This is a genomic window from Allobosea sp., from assembly GCF_036675845.1.
GTDB lineage: Bacteria > Pseudomonadota > Alphaproteobacteria > Rhizobiales > Beijerinckiaceae > Allobosea.
On the sequence record NZ_JAKFED010000100.1, the window covers coordinates 1 to 15938 of the forward strand.

17 protein-coding genes are annotated in these 15938 nt (G+C 68.0%); 6 read left to right on the plus strand and 11 right to left on the minus strand.

The features are described from left to right. The coding region (gene ku, locus V6M56_RS11325; RefSeq protein ID WP_332683733.1) for a non-homologous end joining protein Ku at positions 1-782 on the minus strand (782 nt) is incomplete at its 3' end. Between the two features lies 1 nt (position 783). Then, positions 784-1017 (minus strand): hypothetical protein, encoded by a 234-nt coding sequence (locus tag V6M56_RS11330; RefSeq protein WP_332683734.1) that lies wholly within the window; start codon positions 1015-1017, stop codon positions 784-786. Positions 1018-1246: 229 nt separating this feature from the next. Here V6M56_RS11330 and rpsO point away from each other — a divergent pair, with 229 nt between their 5' ends. The 3 genes from rpsO (at position 1247) to V6M56_RS11345 (ending at position 4805) form a co-directional block, all read left to right on the plus strand. Continuing rightward, entirely contained in the window at positions 1247-1516 is a 270-nt protein-coding gene (gene rpsO, locus V6M56_RS11335) for a 30S ribosomal protein S15 (protein WP_332683735.1), read from the plus strand. A 261-nt stretch (positions 1517-1777) separates the two neighbouring features. Then, positions 1778-3946, plus strand: coding sequence for a polyribonucleotide nucleotidyltransferase (gene pnp, locus V6M56_RS11340; RefSeq protein WP_332683737.1), 2169 nt, complete (start codon positions 1778-1780; stop codon positions 3944-3946). A gap of 223 nt (positions 3947-4169) precedes the next feature. Beyond that, positions 4170-4805 (plus strand): pyridoxamine 5'-phosphate oxidase family protein, encoded by a 636-nt coding sequence (locus tag V6M56_RS11345; RefSeq protein WP_332683738.1) that lies wholly within the window; start codon positions 4170-4172, stop codon positions 4803-4805. A gap of 187 nt (positions 4806-4992) precedes the next feature. On the opposite strand, the gene V6M56_RS11350 is transcribed toward V6M56_RS11345, so the two are convergent. Continuing rightward, positions 4993-6624, minus strand: coding sequence for an HAL/PAL/TAL family ammonia-lyase (locus V6M56_RS11350; protein ID WP_332683740.1), 1632 nt, complete (start codon positions 6622-6624; stop codon positions 4993-4995). A 198-nt stretch (positions 6625-6822) separates the two neighbouring features. Here V6M56_RS11350 and hemA point away from each other — a divergent pair, with 198 nt between their 5' ends. After that, entirely contained in the window at positions 6823-8034 is a 1212-nt protein-coding gene (gene hemA, locus V6M56_RS11355; RefSeq protein WP_332683741.1) for a 5-aminolevulinate synthase, read from the plus strand. Between the two features lie 144 nt (positions 8035-8178). On the opposite strand, the gene V6M56_RS11360 is transcribed toward hemA, so the two are convergent. From V6M56_RS11360 to V6M56_RS11380, 5 genes are read right to left on the minus strand one after another with little or no spacing between them, the layout of a single operon-like run. Beyond that, positions 8179-9177: an adenosine kinase gene (locus V6M56_RS11360; protein ID WP_332683743.1), complete on the minus strand. Its 999-nt coding sequence runs from the start codon at positions 9175-9177 to the stop codon at positions 8179-8181. Positions 9178-9233: 56 nt separating this feature from the next. Continuing rightward, entirely contained in the window at positions 9234-9608 is a 375-nt protein-coding gene (locus V6M56_RS11365; RefSeq protein WP_332683744.1) for a helix-turn-helix domain-containing protein, read from the minus strand. Beyond that, on the minus strand, positions 9605-10162 hold the full coding sequence (locus V6M56_RS11370) for a Smr/MutS family protein (RefSeq protein ID WP_332683746.1): 558 nt from the start codon (positions 10160-10162) through the stop codon (positions 9605-9607). Before V6M56_RS11370 ends, V6M56_RS11365 begins: the two co-directional genes overlap by 4 nt. A gap of 4 nt (positions 10163-10166) precedes the next feature. Then, on the minus strand, positions 10167-11291 hold the full coding sequence (mltA, locus tag V6M56_RS11375; protein ID WP_332683747.1) for a murein transglycosylase A: 1125 nt from the start codon (positions 11289-11291) through the stop codon (positions 10167-10169). 50 nt (positions 11292-11341) lie between these two features. Next, complete coding sequence (locus V6M56_RS11380; RefSeq protein WP_332683749.1) at positions 11342-12070, minus strand: Tim44/TimA family putative adaptor protein; 729 nt, start codon at positions 12068-12070, stop codon at positions 11342-11344. A gap of 250 nt (positions 12071-12320) precedes the next feature. Here V6M56_RS11380 and secB point away from each other — a divergent pair, with 250 nt between their 5' ends. Both secB and V6M56_RS11390 read left to right on the plus strand, forming a co-directional pair. After that, the gene (secB, locus tag V6M56_RS11385; RefSeq protein WP_442881137.1) at positions 12321-12830 is read left to right on the plus strand and encodes a protein-export chaperone SecB; all 510 of its coding nucleotides are present in this window, start codon (positions 12321-12323) and stop codon (positions 12828-12830) included. A 169-nt stretch (positions 12831-12999) separates the two neighbouring features. Continuing rightward, positions 13000-13743 (plus strand): TerC family protein, encoded by a 744-nt coding sequence (locus tag V6M56_RS11390; RefSeq protein ID WP_332683755.1) that lies wholly within the window; start codon positions 13000-13002, stop codon positions 13741-13743. Between the two features lie 117 nt (positions 13744-13860). On the opposite strand, the gene dnaQ is transcribed toward V6M56_RS11390, so the two are convergent. The 3 genes from dnaQ to V6M56_RS11405 form a co-directional block, all read right to left on the minus strand. After that, on the minus strand, positions 13861-14568 hold the full coding sequence (gene dnaQ / locus V6M56_RS11395) for a DNA polymerase III subunit epsilon (RefSeq protein WP_332683757.1): 708 nt from the start codon (positions 14566-14568) through the stop codon (positions 13861-13863). A gap of 2 nt (positions 14569-14570) precedes the next feature. Continuing rightward, positions 14571-15182 (minus strand): dephospho-CoA kinase, encoded by a 612-nt coding sequence (coaE, locus tag V6M56_RS11400; protein WP_332683760.1) that lies wholly within the window; start codon positions 15180-15182, stop codon positions 14571-14573. Positions 15183-15194: 12 nt separating this feature from the next. Next, a partial coding sequence (locus V6M56_RS11405; RefSeq protein ID WP_332683761.1) for a shikimate dehydrogenase occupies positions 15195-15938 on the minus strand: 744 nt, incomplete at its 5' end.

The following is a 15938-nucleotide window of genomic DNA, read 5'->3' on the forward strand; positions in this document are numbered from 1 at the left end:
CCCTCCTCGCCGGCCAGGCTCTTCTTCAGCGCGTCGAACAGGTTGACGACATTGGCCGGCCGCTCGGCCGGCTTGGCGACCGGCGGCTTCTTGCCCTTGCGCTTGGCCTGGATCAGCGCGAGCAGCGCTTCCTCATAGCGGTCCTCGAAGCCGCTCGGGTCGAACTCCGCCTGCTTCTTGGCGATGATATGGGTGGCGAGGTCGACCAGTTCCTCGTCGAGCTTGCCCTTGCGCAGGCCGTCGAAGACCTCGTCCGGCTGGCGCACGGTCTTGTCGTAGCGCAGCGTCGTCAGCAGCAGCCCCTTGTCGAAGGGCTCGATCATCACCGGCCGCTCGCGGCGGTAGAGCACGATGCGGGCGATGCCGGCCTTGTCCTGCTTTTCCATCGCCTCGCGGATCACGGCGAAGGCCTCTTCCGAGACCTCATCGGCGGGGCCGAGATAATAGGGCTGGTCGAAATAGATCTGCGGGATGTCGGCGCGATCGACGAATTGCTCGATCGAGAGCGTATGCGAGCTCTCGATCTGGACCGCGTCGATCTCGTCCTCCTCGACCAGCAGATACTGGTCGCCCTCGATCTCGTAGCCCTTGACCTCATCGTCGGGATCAACCGGCTTGCCGCTGACGCTGTCGACATATTGCCGGCGGACGGTGTTGCCGGTCTTGCGGTTGATGATGCGGAAGGAGACCTTCTCGCTATGGTCGGTCGCCGAGGTCAGCTCGACGGCGCAGGAGACCAGCGAGAGCTTGAGATAGCCCTTCCAGGCAGGACGGGGAGCCATCTCACGCCGCCTTCAAGGCAGGCAGCGCCGGCGGCAGGCCGCGCAGCCAGGCTTCAGCGCGTGCCAGCTCGTCGCTGGTGACGACCGGCACCGGGTCGGAAAGGATGGCGAGCAGGACCTCGCGGTCGGCTTGGCCGTTGGCGATGACGTCGCGCAGCGCCTCGCGGGTTTCGCGCTCGGCCCGGAGCTGGGCGGCGAGCGCGGCGATGAGGCGATCCTTCGGCAAGAGGCGCATGGTCTTCGTCCCCGGGGATGACTGTCTTGCGACTCAAACCAGCGGGGCGGGCGCAGGTTCCGGCGTGCGGCGCTAGCCTTTCCGGTGTTTTCGTGTATATGCCGCAGCCAACCGGCCCCAGGGCCGGCGGCGCATCCCTCCGCGATGAGGCGGTGCGGGCTTCGGACCCTGCTGGACGACATCCCGGCTAAGGCCCGCCAGATCAACATTCGAACCGAAGGAAAACACGATGTCGATTACTGCTGAGCGCAAGACCGCGCTCGTGAAGGAACACGCCACCAAGCCGAACGACACCGGCTCGCCGGAAGTCCAGGTCGCGATCCTGACGGAGCGCATCAACAACCTGACCGGCCACTTCAAGTCCCATCACAAGGACAACCATTCGCGCCGCGGCCTGCTCAAGATGGTCTCGCAGCGTCGTTCGCTGCTCGACTACCTGAAGAGCCGGAACGAAGGCCGTTACCGCACGCTGATCGAGAAGCTCGGCATCCGCCGCTGATCGACCGCCAGAGGAATTCCCGCCCGGTGCCCCGCCGCTCCGGGCGGTCCTTCAAGGGGCCGGCCGCAATGGTGCGGCGAACCCTTATCCAGTGCGGCAGCCGCATGGGGCGGCCTTCCGCATGATCCGCCGGGCGTCGCCGACGCCCATGGCAGGATCGCCGAGCGCTCGGCGCGGCAGCATGTACGACCGAGCGTTTTGCCGTCTTGCCCATGGGCCAAAGGGCGCCGGGGCGGGTCGCATCCGACCGAAAGAAAATCCATGTTCGACATTCAAACCGAAGAGCTGATCTGGGGCGGGCGCAAGCTCGTGCTCGAAACCGGCAAGATCGCCCGCCAGGCCGACGCCGCCGTGCTCGCCACCTATGGCGAGACGGTCGTGCTCGCGACCGTCGTCTCCGCCAAGGAGCCCAAGGCCGGGATCGACTTCTTCCCGCTGACCGTGAACTACCAGGAAAAGACCTTCGCCGCCGGCCGCATTCCCGGCGGCTATTTCAAGCGCGAAGGCCGCCCGACCGAGAAGGAGACGCTGGTCTCGCGCCTGATCGACCGGCCGATCCGCCCGCTCTTCGTCGCCGGCTACCGCAACGAGACGCAGGTCGTCTGCACCGTGCTGCAGCATGACCTCGAGAACGATCCCGACATCGTCGCCATGGTCGCCGCCTCCGCCGCGCTGACGCTCTCCGGCGTGCCCTTCATGGGCCCGGTCGGCGCCGCCCGCGTCGGCTATTTCGACGGTGCCTACAAGCTCAACCCGCTGGTCGACGAGATCAAGGAATCGGAGCTCGACCTGGTCGTCGCCGGCACGCCCGACGCCGTGCTGATGGTCGAGTCGGAAGCCAAGCAGCTCTCGGAAGAGATCATGCTCGGCGCCGTGATGTTCGGCCACAAGCACTTCCAGCCGGTGATCGACGCGATCATCCGCCTGGCCGAGAAGGCCGCCAAGGAGCCGCGCGACTACGTGCCGGCCGATAATTCGGTCGTGCTCGACGCCGTGCTCAAGCTGGTCGATGCGGATCTGCGTGCCGCCTACAAGATCACCACCAAGGCCGAGCGCTACAAGGCCCTCGACGCCGCCAAGGCCAAGGTCCAGGCGCTCGTCTCGGCCGAGCCGGACGGCAAGACCAGCTTCACCAAGGAGCAGGTCGGCGGCCAGTTCAAGGAAGCCCAGGCCAAGGTCGTGCGCTGGACCATCCTCGACGACGGCGTCCGCATCGACGGGCGCGACCTGAAGACCGTCCGCAAGATCGTGGCGGAAGCGGGCATCCTGCCGCGCACCCACGGTTCCTCGCTGTTCACCCGCGGCGAGACCCAGGCGCTGGTCGTGACCACGCTCGGCACCGGCGACGACGAGCAGTACATCGACTCGCTGGAAGGCACCTACAAGGAGACCTTCCTGCTGCACTACAACTTCCCCCCCTATTCGGTGGGTGAAGCCGGCCGCATGGGTTCGCCCGGCCGTCGCGAAATCGGCCATGGCAAGCTCGCCTGGCGTGCCATCCGCCCGATGCTGCCGGCGAAGGCGGAATTCCCCTACACGATCCGCGTCGTCTCGGAGATCACCGAGTCGAACGGTTCCTCCTCGATGGCCACCGTCTGCGGCACCTCGCTCGCCCTGATGGATGCCGGCGTGCCGCTGAAGGCACCGGTCGCGGGCATCGCCATGGGCCTGATCCTGGAAGGCGAGCGCTTCGCGGTGCTCTCCGACATCCTCGGCGACGAGGACCATCTCGGCGACATGGACTTCAAGGTGGCCGGCACGGCCGAGGGCATCACCTCGCTGCAGATGGACATCAAGATCGCCGGCATCACCGAGGAGATCATGAAGGTCGCCCTCGAGCAGGCCAAGGGCGGCCGCGACCACATCCTCGGCGAGATGAACAAGGCGCTTTCGGTGTCGCGTGGCCAGCTCGGCGAGTATGCCCCGCGCATCGAGACGATGAAGATCCCGGTCGACAAGATCCGTGAAGTCATCGGCTCCGGCGGCAAGGTCATCCGCGAGATCGTCGAGAAGACCGGCGCCAAGGTCAACATCGAGGACGACGGCACCATCAAGATCGCCTCGGCCGACGGCAAGTCGATCGAAGCGGCGATCAAGTGGATCAAGTCGATCGTCTCCGAGGCCGAGCCGGGCATGATCTATGACGGCACCGTCGTGAAGATCATGGAGTTCGGCGCCTTCGTGAACTTCTTCGGCGCCAAGGACGGTCTCGTCCATATCTCCGAACTCGCCGCCGCCCGGGTCCAGAAGGTCTCGGACGTCGTCAAGGAAGGCGACAAGGTCAAGGTCAAGTTCCTCGGCCAGGACGACCGCGGCAAGATCCGCCTGTCGATGAAGGTCGTCGACCAGCAGACCGGCGAGGACCTCACCGAGAAGCTGAAGGCCCAGCGCGACGCCGAGAAGAGCCGCGAGAAGCAGCAGGCCGATTGAGGCCGAAACGCCCAAAGCGTTTCACGTGAATCAGGACGCCCCGCATCGCAGGATGCGGGGCGTTTCTTTTTTGCCGTCATTGCGGACGAAGCGAAGCAATGCAGCAGGTCTGGCTCGGCGGCTCTGGATTGCTTCGTCGCTTCGCTCCTCGCAATGACGGGCGGGGCTCTGGCTTTCCGCCGGAGAAGGCAATAGTCTAGACTTATCGAATCCGGAGACCGGCATGCCCCAGCATCGCATCACCTCGCTCGACGATCTCGCGGCGCGCTATCCGAACCCGCTGGCGCCGGCCTCGATCATCAAGGAGATCGATCATGTCGACGCGAACTATGCGGCGCTGATCGCCGCATCGCCGTTTTTCGTGCTCGCCACCAATGGTCCGGACGGGCTGGATTGCTCGCCGCGCGGGGATCTGCCGGGCTTCGTTACGGTCAGCGACGCGAAAACGCTGCTGATTCCGGACCGAAGAGGCAATAACCGTCTCGATTCATTGAAGAATATCCTGTTCGACAATCGAATCGGAATGCTCTTCCTGATCCCCGGTTTCGGCGAAACGCTGCGCGTCAACGGCACCGCGACGCTCTCGACCGATCCCGAGCTCTGCGCGCGCTTCGAAATGGCCGGGAAGCTGCCGGCCTGCGTCATCGTCGTTTCGGTCGAGGCGGTGTACTTCCAATGCTCGCGCGCGGTGGTCCGGGCCGATCTCTGGAACCCGGCCGCCCAGGTCCCGAAGAGCAGCCTGCCGAGCGCCGGCACGATCCTGCGCGAGATCACGGCGCGCCAGGCCGCAGCGGAGGCCTTCGACGGCGAGGCCTATGACAAGGCGCTGCCGGAGCGGGTGAGGGCGACGCTGTATTGAGCGGGATTGCTCGACCGCGATCATAAAAGCGCGGAAACCCTCTCCTGTAAGGAGAGGGTAGGGTGAGGTATAGGCTGTCTGACCAGTTCCGCGAGTGCTGACCGCGTGGTTGGGTTCGGGTCGAACGTTTCCAGTCCGAACACCTCACCCCTGCCCCTCTCCTTCCAGGAGAGGGGTTCCCCGAGCCTTACTCCAACGCTCCCACTACCGCCTCGACCGCCTCGACGATCGCCCCCGAACGGACCAGCGCCGTAGCCTGGTTCATCTCGGCGGCATACCAGCGGTCGCCGTCGAGCGCCGGCGGGATCGTCTCGCGCAGCGCGTCGAGCGCGGCCTGCGTGCCCTTGCCGAGCGGATGGGCTTTTGCCGTCTCGGCGATCAGCGACAGCGCCTGGCAGGCCATCAGGATCTCCCCGGCGATGATCATCTCGACATTCTCGACGATGGTGCGCGCCTTGCGGCCGCACCAGGTCGAGTTCGAGACATGGTCCTCGGCGTTCGACTTGCCGGGGATCGAATCGACCGAGCCGGGCGATGACAGCGTGCGGTTCTCCATCACCAGCGCCGACAGCGAGCACTGCACGGTGGCAAAGCCGGTGTTCAGCCCGCGCTTGCCGGCGAGCAGGTTGCGCGGCAGGCCATAGCTCAGCGTCGGGTCGATCAGCCTTGCGAGGCGGCGCTCGCAGATCGAACCGAGATCGGTCATGGCGATGGCGAGCAGATCCATCGCCTGCGCCACATACTGGCCGTGGAAATGGCCGCCCGAGATCACCTGGTAGCCCTTGCCCTCGGGGAAGATCAGCGGGTTGTCGGTCGCCGAATTGGTCTCGGTCGCGATGATGCGCGAGACATAATCCAGCGCCTCGCGGGCCGGGCCGTGAACCTGCGGGGCGCAGCGCAGCGAATAGACGTCCTGCACGCGCGGCGCCGGCGGCTTGCCGGGCACGCGGCCGATCTCGTCGGGATAGATCGTCTCGCGGGCCGAGGCCGAGCAGCGCTGCGAGCCTTGCGTCAGCTTCAGGAGGTTGCGGGCGACCAGCGCCTGGCCGGGATGGGGGCGGGCGGCATGGACGCGCGGGTCGAAGGCGGCAAGCTCGCCGCGCATCGCCTCGAGCGAGAGCGCCAGGGCGATATCGGCCGCCTTGATCAGGCGCCGCGCATCCTCGGTCGCGAGCACGCCGAGCGCCAGCGAGACGGTCGAGCCGTTGATCAGGGCCGAGGCATCCTTGGCGCCGAGCGGGAAGTCCGGCGAGAGCCCGGCCTTGGCCAGGGCGTCGCGGGCCGGCATGCGCCTGCCCTTGTAGAGCGCTTCCGCCTCGGTGAAGCCGCAGATCGCCGCCGACATATGGGCGAGCGGCGCGAGATCGCCCGAGGCGCCGACCGAACCCTTCTGCGGGATGACCGGGTGCACGCCGGCATTCAGGCAGGCCAGCAGGCGCTCGACCAGCTCGACCTGCGGGCCGGAATAATTCGAGGCGAAGGCGTTGGCGCGCAGCAGCATGGTGGCGCGCGTGACATCCTCCGGGAAGGGCTCGCCGACGCCGGTGGCGTGGGCATAGACGCTCTTGCGCTGGTACTCGGTCATCTCCGACATCAGCACGCGCTGGTCCTTGAACAGGCCGACGCCGGTGTTGAAGGAGTACATGAACGGCGCGTCGTCGTTCATGAAATGCGCGTCGATATGGGCCCGGGTCGCGGCGATGGCAGCGCGGGCGGAAGGAGCGAGGCTCGCCTTCTCGTAGCGGCCGGAGGCACCCGGCCGCGCCACGCGCACGACCTGTCTGCCCTTCAACGTACGTCCGTCGATCGATACGGCCATGGCCAGTCCCCGTTTCACCAGAGGCCGATCTAGGACCGGATCGCCCGAAATGGGAAGCCGGTTTCAGGGCGCGCCGGTCGGCGCGGCACAAGGCGGGTCCGATCCGGTGCTCGGGCCGGTCTCGCCGTCCGCCGCGACATTGCTGCGCCTTTACCTGCGGCGCACAATGCACAATGAGTGGCCGCGCAGGAGGTTGCGATGGATTTCGAGAGCTTTTTCCGCGAGGAGCTGGGCGAACTCCGCAAGGAGGGCCGCTACCGGGTCTTCGCCGATCTGGAGCGCTGCGCCGGCAGGTTCCCGCGCGCGACCTTCCACGGCGGCGGCGGGCCGCGCGAGGTCACCGTCTGGTGCTCGAACGATTATCTCGGCATGGGCCAGCACCCGGTGGTGCTCGCCGCCATGCATGAGGCGATCGAAGGCTGCGGCGCCGGCGCCGGCGGCACGCGCAACATCGCCGGCACCAATCACTACCATATCCTGCTCGAGCGCGAGCTTGCCGACCTGCACGGCAAGGAAGCGGCGCTGCTGTTCAATTCCGGCTACATGTCGAACTGGGCCTCGCTCTCGACGCTGGCCTCGCGCATCCCCGGCTGCATCGTCCTGACCGATGCGCTGAACCATGCCTCGATGATCGAGGGCATCCGCCATTCGCGCGCCGAGAAGGCGATCTTCGCCCATAACGACCCTGCCGACCTGCGCCGCAAGCTGCAGGCCATGGACTCGGCCCGGCCGAAGCTGATCGCCTTCGAATCGGTCTATTCGATGGATGGCGACATCGCGCCGATCGCCGATTTCTGCGACATCGCCGAGGAATTCGGGGCGATGACCTATATCGACGAGGTCCACGCCGTCGGCCTCTACGGGCCGCGCGGCGGCGGCGTCAGCGAGCGCGAGCGCCTGACCCACCGGCTCGACCTGATCGAGGGCACGCTGGCGAAATCCTTCGGCGTGATGGGCGGCTACGTCACCGGCTCGGCCGCGCTCTGCGACTTCATCCGCAGCTTCGCCTCCGGCTTCATCTTCTCGAGCTCGCTGCCGCCGACGCTCGCTGCCGGCGCGCTGGCCGCGATCCGCCATCTCAAGGCGAGCTCGCTCGAGCGCGAGCGCCAGCAGGACCGCGTCGCGACGCTGCGCCGCCGCCTCGACGAGGCCGGCATCCCGCATCTGGCCAATCCCAGCCATATCGTGCCGGTGATGGTCGGCGACGCCGCGCGCTGCAAGCAGATCAGCGACGAGATGCTCGAGCGCTTCGCCCTCTACGTCCAGCCGATCAATTATCCGACCGTGCCGCGCGGCACCGAGCGCCTGCGCATCACGCCGACGCCGCTGCATTCGGACGAGGACATCGAGACCCTGGTCCAGGCGCTGAGCGCGATCTGGGGTGCCATGGGGCTGCAGCGCGCGGCCTGAGGCCAACGGGCCCGCCGTCATTCCGGACAAGCCGCGAAGCGGCGCAGATCCGGAATCCATCGTAAGGCGCAACACCCTTCGATGGATTCCGGCGCTCCGCTTCGCTACGGCCGGAATGACGACGCGTTTGATCCGGAAATGGCCTCAGAGCAGGCCGTTATTGCCGGCGAGCGTCTTCAGGCCGACATCCGGGCGGGCGCCGACATGGCTGATGATCTCGGCCGCCGCGAGCGCGCCGAGCCGCAGGCAATCGCGCGTCTCGCGGCCCGAGGTCAGGCCGAACAGGAAGCCCGCCGCGAAGAGATCGCCGGCGCCGGTCGCGTCGACCAGACGCTCGATCGGGAAGACCGGTTCGGCGACGATGCCGTCCGGCGTCACGGCGAGCGCACCATTCTCCGAGCGCGTGACGACGGCCAGCACGTTCTCGGCCCGCAGGGCCGCCAGCGCCGTATCGAAATCGGCAGTCTCGTAGAGGCTCTTGAGTTCGTGCTCGTTGGCGAAGACGAGATCGACCATGCGGTTGCGCACCAGGCCGAGGAACTCGCCGCGATAGCGGTCGACGCAGAAGGAATCCGAGAGGGTAATGGCGACGCGCCCGCCCGCCTTGTGGGCGATCTCGGAGGCCTTGCGGAAGGCGTCCTTGGCCGCCGGCGGATCCCAGAGATAGCCTTCGAGATAGACGATGTCGGCGTTCTCGACCGTCGCCGCGTCGACATCGGCGGGGGAGAGGCCCTGGCAGGCGCCGAGATAGGTGTTCATCGTGCGCTCGCCATCGGGGGTGACGATGATGAAGGAGCGCGCCGTCGCCGGGCCGTCCGTCGCCGCCGCCGTGTCGAAGGCGACGCCTTGCGACGTCAGGTCATGCCGGTAGAGCCCGCCGAGCTCGTCGGCCTTGACCTTGCCGATGAAGGCGCCCTTGCCACCGAAGGAGGCGAGGCCGGCGATGGTATTGGCGGCCGAGCCGCCGGAGATGACTTTTCCGGGACCCATCGCGGCATAAAGCGCTTCGGCGCGGGCTTCGTCGATCAGCGCCATCGAGCCCTTGACCAGCCCGTGATTGGCGAGGAAATCCTCCTCGGCCGTGGCGATGACGTCGACGATGGCGTTGCCGAGGGCGAGCACGTCGTAGCGCTTGGAGGTCATGGGGCGTTCCGGAAGTTGAGGGATGGGCGGGCGTGTCGCATTGGGCGCAGGTCCGGTCAAGCGCCGCCGCGGCGGCGGGCGGCGCTGTCGAGGATCGAGGAAAGCGCCGCCAGATCGGACGGGCCGAGCCATTCGATCTCGCGGGCGAGCCGGTTGGCGAACAGCGTCGCCTCCGGCTCAAGCCCCGCCGTATCGACGGTGACGCGCGGATGCGAGAGATCGGCAAGGCGGATCAGCTCGTCGGCCTCGTCCCAGATGATGCCGAGGACATGGATGGCGCCCTGGATCAGGCTGAAGGTCGGCTGGCCGCGCTTGCCGTGCTCGAGCGCCGAGAGATAGGCCGGCGTGACGCCGAGCGCCTGCGCCATCTGCGCCAGGGTGACGCCGCGCGCGGCGCGCAGCTCGCGGACCCGGCGGCCATAGGGCGTCACCTGTGCGGCTCGCGAACGCGGCGCAGGCGGATATAGAGCGCGCCTGTCCCGCCATGGCGCTGCTCGGCCTCGTCGAAGCCGAGCACCAGCGGGCGCAGATCGGCCAGGCTGAGCCAATGCGGGACGTTGCGGCGCAGGACGCCGCGTTCCGTGCCGAAACCGGAATCGCCAAGCCCGCCCTTGCCGGTCACGACCAGCACCAGCTTGGCGCCGCGCATCTGCTGGACCCGCAGGAAGCCACGCAGCGCCGCATGGGCCTCGTCCTGACGCATGCCGTGCAGGTCGATCGCCGCCTCGACGCTCTGCTGGCCGCGGCGAAGCTGGGTGCGTAGCCGCCGTTCCAGCGGCGCGAGCGGCGGTTGCGCCGGTTTCGGTGCCATGACTCTCGGCGCGGCAACGGCCAGCGCCGGAGCTTCCAGAGGCAGGACCGGCGCCGGAAGCTCCGGCTCCGGCTCGACGGCCTTGCGGCCGGGCAGGGGCTTCACCGTGCGTGCGACCTGGCGCCAGAGCGCGATCTCGGCCTCGGACAGCAATTTGCCTCGGCGGCGCGGCATCGTCTCAGCGCCCCCGCTCGCGCGGCCAGAGCACGATCAGGTCGAACGGGTGGCGAATCAGGCCGGCGCGATGCCCTGCCTGCGGGCCCGAGCCGACGAACAGATCGACCCGCGCCGGGCCGACGATCGCCGAACCGGTATCCTGCGCCAGCACGAGCCGCGACAGGGCTTCCGAACCGCCGCTGCCGTCCGGGATCTCGCCGGCGATCCACGCGGGTGTGCCATAAGGCCAGACGGTGCGGTCGACGGCGATGCTGCGCAATGGCGTCAAGGGCAGGCCGGCGGCGCCGATCGGCCCCGAATCGGGCGGAAGATCGTCGCGGCGGGCGAAGAAGACGAAGGAACGGTTGAGCCGGATCAGTTCGCGCGCGAAATCGGCGTCCGCCTTCAGCCGCGCCACCAGCCGGTCCATGGTCATCTGCGCCGGCGGGATGTTCTCGCGGCGGCTGAGCTCGCGGCCGAGCGAGGTGTAGGGGTGGCCATTGCGGCCGGCATAGACCAGGCGCGTCACGGTGCCGTCGGGCAGCCTGATCCGGCCGGAACCCTGGACCTGCAGCACGAAGCGGTCGACCGGATCGCGCATCCAGAGGATTTCGAGGCCCTGGCCGTCGAGCAGGCCGTCCTCGATCGCGGCACGGTCGGGAAAGGGTTCGAGGCCGCGTGCGCCACGCCGCGCCGAGGTCAGGGCCGGATCGAAGCCCGGCCAGTCATCGCCCGGCATCTTCGTCACCAGATCGGCCGGGCGGCCGTAGAGCGGCGTCGGGAAGGCGGCGCTGCGGGTCAGCGAGCCCTCGAATTCGGGCTCGAAATAACCGGTCATGAAGCCGCGCGGCGACGCGTCCGGCAGGACCCGCCAGAACGAGAAGCGGCTTTCGAAGAAATTCCTGGCCGCCGCGCGGTCGGGTTCGCCGGCCTTCAGCAGGGCAGCCGCCTCGGTGCAGAGCGCGGGCAGCCCGGGTGTCGAGGCTACGCCCTGGCGCAGCGGCGGGTCGGTCTCACAGCCCTGCGCGAACAGGCGCAGCACGATGCGCTGATCGTCCTGCGCCCAGCCGGGGATAGCGCCGGCCGCGACCGCCTCGATCCGGGCGCCGGCGGGGAGGGGAGGGGCGCTGGCGGCGCTGACGGTCATGGCCGGTACGCCTGCGGCCCAGAGCCCCAGAACGAGACCGGCGGCACGAATCACGCGGCCGATTCGGTCGCGACCAGCAGCCAGTTCGGATCACGGCTGCCGAGCTGGCGCGAGAAGGTCCAGACGTCATTGACCTCGGAGACGCTGTCGGCGCTGCCGTCGACGACATTGCCCTGGGCGTCGCGGACGACGCTGATCAGCTGCGAGACGAAGGCGATGGTGACCTGGGCGGTCTTGCCCTTCACGTCGGCCGCGGTGATCTGGGCCTTGTCGATCGAGACGAAGTTGGATTCGGCCTTCTCGCCGCGCTTCTCGCGCTCGCCGATCGCCTGCTCGAAGCCTTCATAGACCTCCTTGGCGAGCAGCCCCTTCAGCATCTTGCGGTCGCCGCGGGCGAAGGCGGTGACGATCGTCTCATAGGCGGCCTTGGCGCCGCCCAGGAAGCCGTGCGGATCGAAGCCGGGTTCCTGGCGGACGATTTCCTCGATGCTGGCGATGATCGGCGAATCCGCCGGAGCGATGTCCTTCCAGCGCTCGGCGGCGGGAACATCATCGGCGGTCGGGTCGTTCGCGGCGCCCGGCAGGCGAATGACGTTGTCGCGGCGCGCATCGGCCGGCGGCGCCTGGTCGGGCCGCAGCGGCGGCGTCTCGCGCCGCTGGAACGGATCGGCCGGCGGCTTCTCATGCCCGGTCTTCTGGCCGAGCACGGAACGCAGCTTCCAGGCAACGAAAACGGCCAGGGCCAGGAAGACCAGAGTCGTCATATCGAAATTTTGCATCGACGGCTGATCCGAACCTCGAAAACACGATTACGCAAGCGGGCGCGCGGCCATCGCCCATCTCCCAGCGGGATATGGTGACTGAGGCTCGTAACATCCACCCCCCGGCGCGGACAAGGGTTCTGAGGGTTCTGAGGGGTCTGCTTGTGCCGGCACCGGCTTCCGTGATAGCCGACGCGGGTCCGGCGAGAGCGGCACGGCGGACAATTTCCGTCATAGGCGGAGTTTCCGTCAGGGCCGCCAGAAGACGATGGGACCGATGGCCAACGAAAACGGCAATGGCGCGGGCGACGCCAACCAGCAGGGGCCGAGCCTCAACACGCTTGTCCAGTACATCAAGGACTTCTCGTTCGAGAACCCGAACGCGCCACGCTCCCTCACCGGGCAGCAGCAGCAGGGTCCGCAGATCAGCCTGCAGGTCAACGTCACCGCGAACGCGCTGGGCGAGACCGAGTTCGAGGCGGTCCTGACCCTGGAAGGCAAGGCGACCACCAATAACGAGACCCTGTTCGCCTTCGAGCTGAGCTATGCCGGCGTGTTCCGCATCCTCGGCGTGCCGCAGGAACAGCTGCATGCGGTGGTGATGATCGACTGCCCTCGCCTGCTCTTCCCCTTCGCGCGGCAGATCGTCGCCGATGCGGTGCGCAATGGCGGCTTCCCGCCGCTCTATATCGACCCGATCGACTTCGCCCAGCTCTATCGCCAGCGCGTCGAGGAGCTGCAGAACCAGCAGCCGCAGCCGGGCACTCCGGCCTCCTGAGCGGCGCAGGCCAGCGTTCGACCGATATGAAAAGAGCCCTTCGGGGCTCTTTTTTTGCGCCTTGATCGCGCGCCGCGACTTGCAACGGCCGCCAGGGCGCCCATTTCGGCCTGAACCGAAGCGCGGACCAACCCGGGACGCGCGGTTCTACAATCCTGCCGGAGCTTCGATGGACGCCCTGATGATACTTGCCGCCGATCCCACCGTATGGGCGGCTCTCGGGGCGCTGATCGCAATGGAGATCGTGCTCGGCATCGACAATCTGATCTTCATCTCGATCCTGACCAACAAGCTGCCGGAGCATCAGCGCTCGCGCGGCCGTCGGATCGGCATCGGCCTGGCGCTGATCCTGCGCCTCGGCCTGCTCTCGACCGTCGCCTTCATCGTACAGCTGACCGCGCCGGTGTTCTCGGTCTTCGGCAAGGCCTTCTCCTGGCGCGACCTCATCCTGATCGCCGGCGGCCTGTTCCTGGTCTGGAAGGCGACCAAGGAGATCCACCACAAGGTCGACCCCGATCACGGGCCCGACATGTTCGACGGCGGCACGGCGGCGGCCGTGACCTTCGGCGGCGTGATCTTCCAGATCCTGCTGCTCGACCTGGTCTTCTCGATCGACAGCATCATCACCGCCGTCGGCATGACCGACCATATCCCGGTGATGGTCATCGCCGTCGTCGTCGCCGTGCTGGTGATGCTGCTCGCGGCCGACCCGCTGGCGCGCTTCATCGACAAGAACCCGACGATCGTGATGCTGGCGCTCGGCTTCCTCTTGATGATCGGCGGCACGCTGATCGGCGAGGGTTTCGGCGCGCATGTGCCCAAGGGCTACATCTACGCCGCCATGGCCTTCTCGGCGCTGATCGAGGGGCTGAACATGCTGTCGCGGCGTGCGAGCCGGAAGCAGGGTCCGTAAGACGCCGCGCCGTCGACCGTCGTCATTGCGAGGCGGCTTTCGCCGCCGAAGCAATCCAGGGGCGGCAGAGCGAGACCTTCTGGATTGCTTCGCTTCGCTCGCAATGACGGCAGACGGTCACGCCTCCTCGGCCAGGCCGAGATAGCCGCGCCAGAGCGGGGTCTTGAGCTTGGCGACAAAGGCCTCGTGCGCCGCGCGCTCCTCATCCGAGAGCCGCGGCGCCAGCGGGCGCAGCCTGACCGGCCGCTCGATGACGCCGGCAAGGCCGGCGCCCGGGCTTCCGGCCATGTTCATGCCGAGGCCGAGGCTCGTCTGCTTGCCGCCGATCAGCTCGATATAGACCTCGGCCAGGATCTCGGAGTCGAGCAGCGCGCCGTGCTTGGTGCGGCGGCTGTTGTCGATGCCATAGCGCGAGCAGAGCGCGTCGAGGCTGTTGCTGGCGCCGGGATGCTTGCGCCGTGCCATGGCGAGCGTGTCGACGACGAGCGCCGGAACGACCGGAGGCATGCCGAGCCGGCCGAACTCCATATTGATGAAGCCGACATCGAAGGCGGCGTTGTGAATGACCAGCTTGGCATCCGCGATGAAGGCGGCGAACTCGCCGGCGACCCCAGCGAAGACCGGCTTGTCGGAGAGGAAAGCTTCGGAAAGCCCGTGCACCCTGAAGGCGCCTTCCGGCATGTTCCGCTCGGGATTGATGTAGACGTGGTAGTTGCGGCCGCTCGGGCAATGGTTGACGAGCTCGACGCAGCCGATCTCGACGATGCGGTCACCCTTCAGCGGTTCGACGCCGGTGGTCTCCGTATCGAGGACGATCTCGCGCACGCTCAGCCTCTCCGCTCGCCGTGGCCGAAGCGGCCGGCAACCGCCACGAGGATAGAGCGGACCTGCCGCCGCGCCGCCAGCAGGCCGCGCGAGGTGTCCACAAGGAAGTGGGCGCGCCGGCGCTTCTGCGCATCCGGCATCTGCCGGGCGAGAATGGCCTCGAGCTTCTCCAGGGCCATGCCGGGCCGGGCGAGCACCCGCGCCCGCTGGACCTCGGCGGGGGCGGTGACCACGACGACGGCATCGCAGCGGGTCTCGCCGCCGGTCTCGAACAGGAGCGGGATATCGAGCACCGCGACTTCGGCGCCATCCTTGCGGCATTGCGCCAGGAAAGCCTGCTCCTCGGCGCGGACCAGCGGATGGATGATTTCCTCGAGCCTGGCCAGCGCTTCCGGCCGGCCGATCACGGCCGCCGAAAGCCGGGTGCGGTCGACCGCGTCGTCGACGACGACGCCGGGAAAGGCCGCCTCGATCGCCGGGGCAGCCGCACCGCCATAGAGCCGATGCACGGCCTGGTCGGCATCGTGGACCGGCACGCCCTCGGCACGGAACATCGCCGCGGTGGTCGATTTTCCCATGCCGATCGAGCCGGTCATTCCGAGCAGGAAGGTCATCGTGCCATGCGCCTATGCCAGCGGGATGTCGGCTTCGAGCCTTGCCCGCAGCGCCGGCGTGACCTGCGGGCGCACACCGAACCAGCGCTCGAAGCCGGGGATCGCCTGGTGCAGCAGCATGCCGAGCCCGTCGACCGGCACGCCGCCGCGCGCCCGTGCCTGCGCCAGCAGCGGCGTCTCCAGCGGCACATAGACGATATCGTCGACGATCGTGCCCGGCCGCAGGCCGGAAAGGTCGAGATCAAGCGGCGGCTGGCCCTGCATGCCGAGCGAGGTGGTGTTGACGATCAGATCGCTCGCCGCAACGAGAGCGGTGCCCTCCTCCCAGGCGCGGGCTTCGACGCCGGCGCCGAAATCGGCAGCGAGCTCTTCGGCCCGCCCGGCGCTGCGATTGACCAGCAGGATGCGGCCGACACCGCGCTCGGCGAGGCCGTGGATCACGGCACGCGCCGCGCCGCCGGCGCCCAGGATCAGCGCGGTCGTGACGCGGCCCTCCCAGCCCGGCACGCAATCGTCGAGATGGGCGAGGAAGCCGAAGGCGTCGGTATTGTCGCCATGGAGCCGGCCGCCCTCATGCCAGATGGTGTTGACCGCGCCCATGCGCCGCGCCGTATCGCCGACATGGTCGAGCAGCGGCAGCACGGCTTCCTTGTTCGGCACCGTGACATTGCCGCCGGCGAATTCGCCGGACCGGATGCGGGCGACGAAGGCGGCGATCTTCGCCGGCGGCACGTCGACGCGCTCATAGCTGCCGGC

Coding starts and splice junctions, on each gene's coding strand:
- V6M56_RS11370 (WP_332683746.1), bottom strand. CDS start 10,162: ATGCCGCGCCGCCGAGGCAAATTGCTGTCCGAGGCCGAGATCGCGCTC.
- mltA (WP_332683747.1), bottom strand. CDS start 11,291: ATGACCGTCAGCGCCGCCAGCGCCCCTCCCCTCCCCGCCGGCGCCCGG.
- V6M56_RS11360 (WP_332683743.1), bottom strand. CDS start 9,177: ATGACCTCCAAGCGCTACGACGTGCTCGCCCTCGGCAACGCCATCGTC.
- hemA (WP_332683741.1), top strand. CDS start 6,823: ATGGATTTCGAGAGCTTTTTCCGCGAGGAGCTGGGCGAACTCCGCAAG.
- secB (WP_442881137.1), top strand. CDS start 12,321: ATGGGACCGATGGCCAACGAAAACGGCAATGGCGCGGGCGACGCCAAC.
- V6M56_RS11330 (WP_332683734.1), bottom strand. CDS start 1,017: ATGCGCCTCTTGCCGAAGGATCGCCTCATCGCCGCGCTCGCCGCCCAG.
- V6M56_RS11390 (WP_332683755.1), top strand. CDS start 13,000: ATGGACGCCCTGATGATACTTGCCGCCGATCCCACCGTATGGGCGGCT.
- pnp (WP_332683737.1), top strand. CDS start 1,778: ATGTTCGACATTCAAACCGAAGAGCTGATCTGGGGCGGGCGCAAGCTC.
- coaE (WP_332683760.1), bottom strand. CDS start 15,182: ATGACCTTCCTGCTCGGAATGACCGGCTCGATCGGCATGGGAAAATCG.
- V6M56_RS11345 (WP_332683738.1), top strand. CDS start 4,170: ATGCCCCAGCATCGCATCACCTCGCTCGACGATCTCGCGGCGCGCTAT.
- V6M56_RS11380 (WP_332683749.1), bottom strand. CDS start 12,070: ATGCAAAATTTCGATATGACGACTCTGGTCTTCCTGGCCCTGGCCGTT.
- rpsO (WP_332683735.1), top strand. CDS start 1,247: ATGTCGATTACTGCTGAGCGCAAGACCGCGCTCGTGAAGGAACACGCC.
- V6M56_RS11350 (WP_332683740.1), bottom strand. CDS start 6,624: ATGGCCGTATCGATCGACGGACGTACGTTGAAGGGCAGACAGGTCGTG.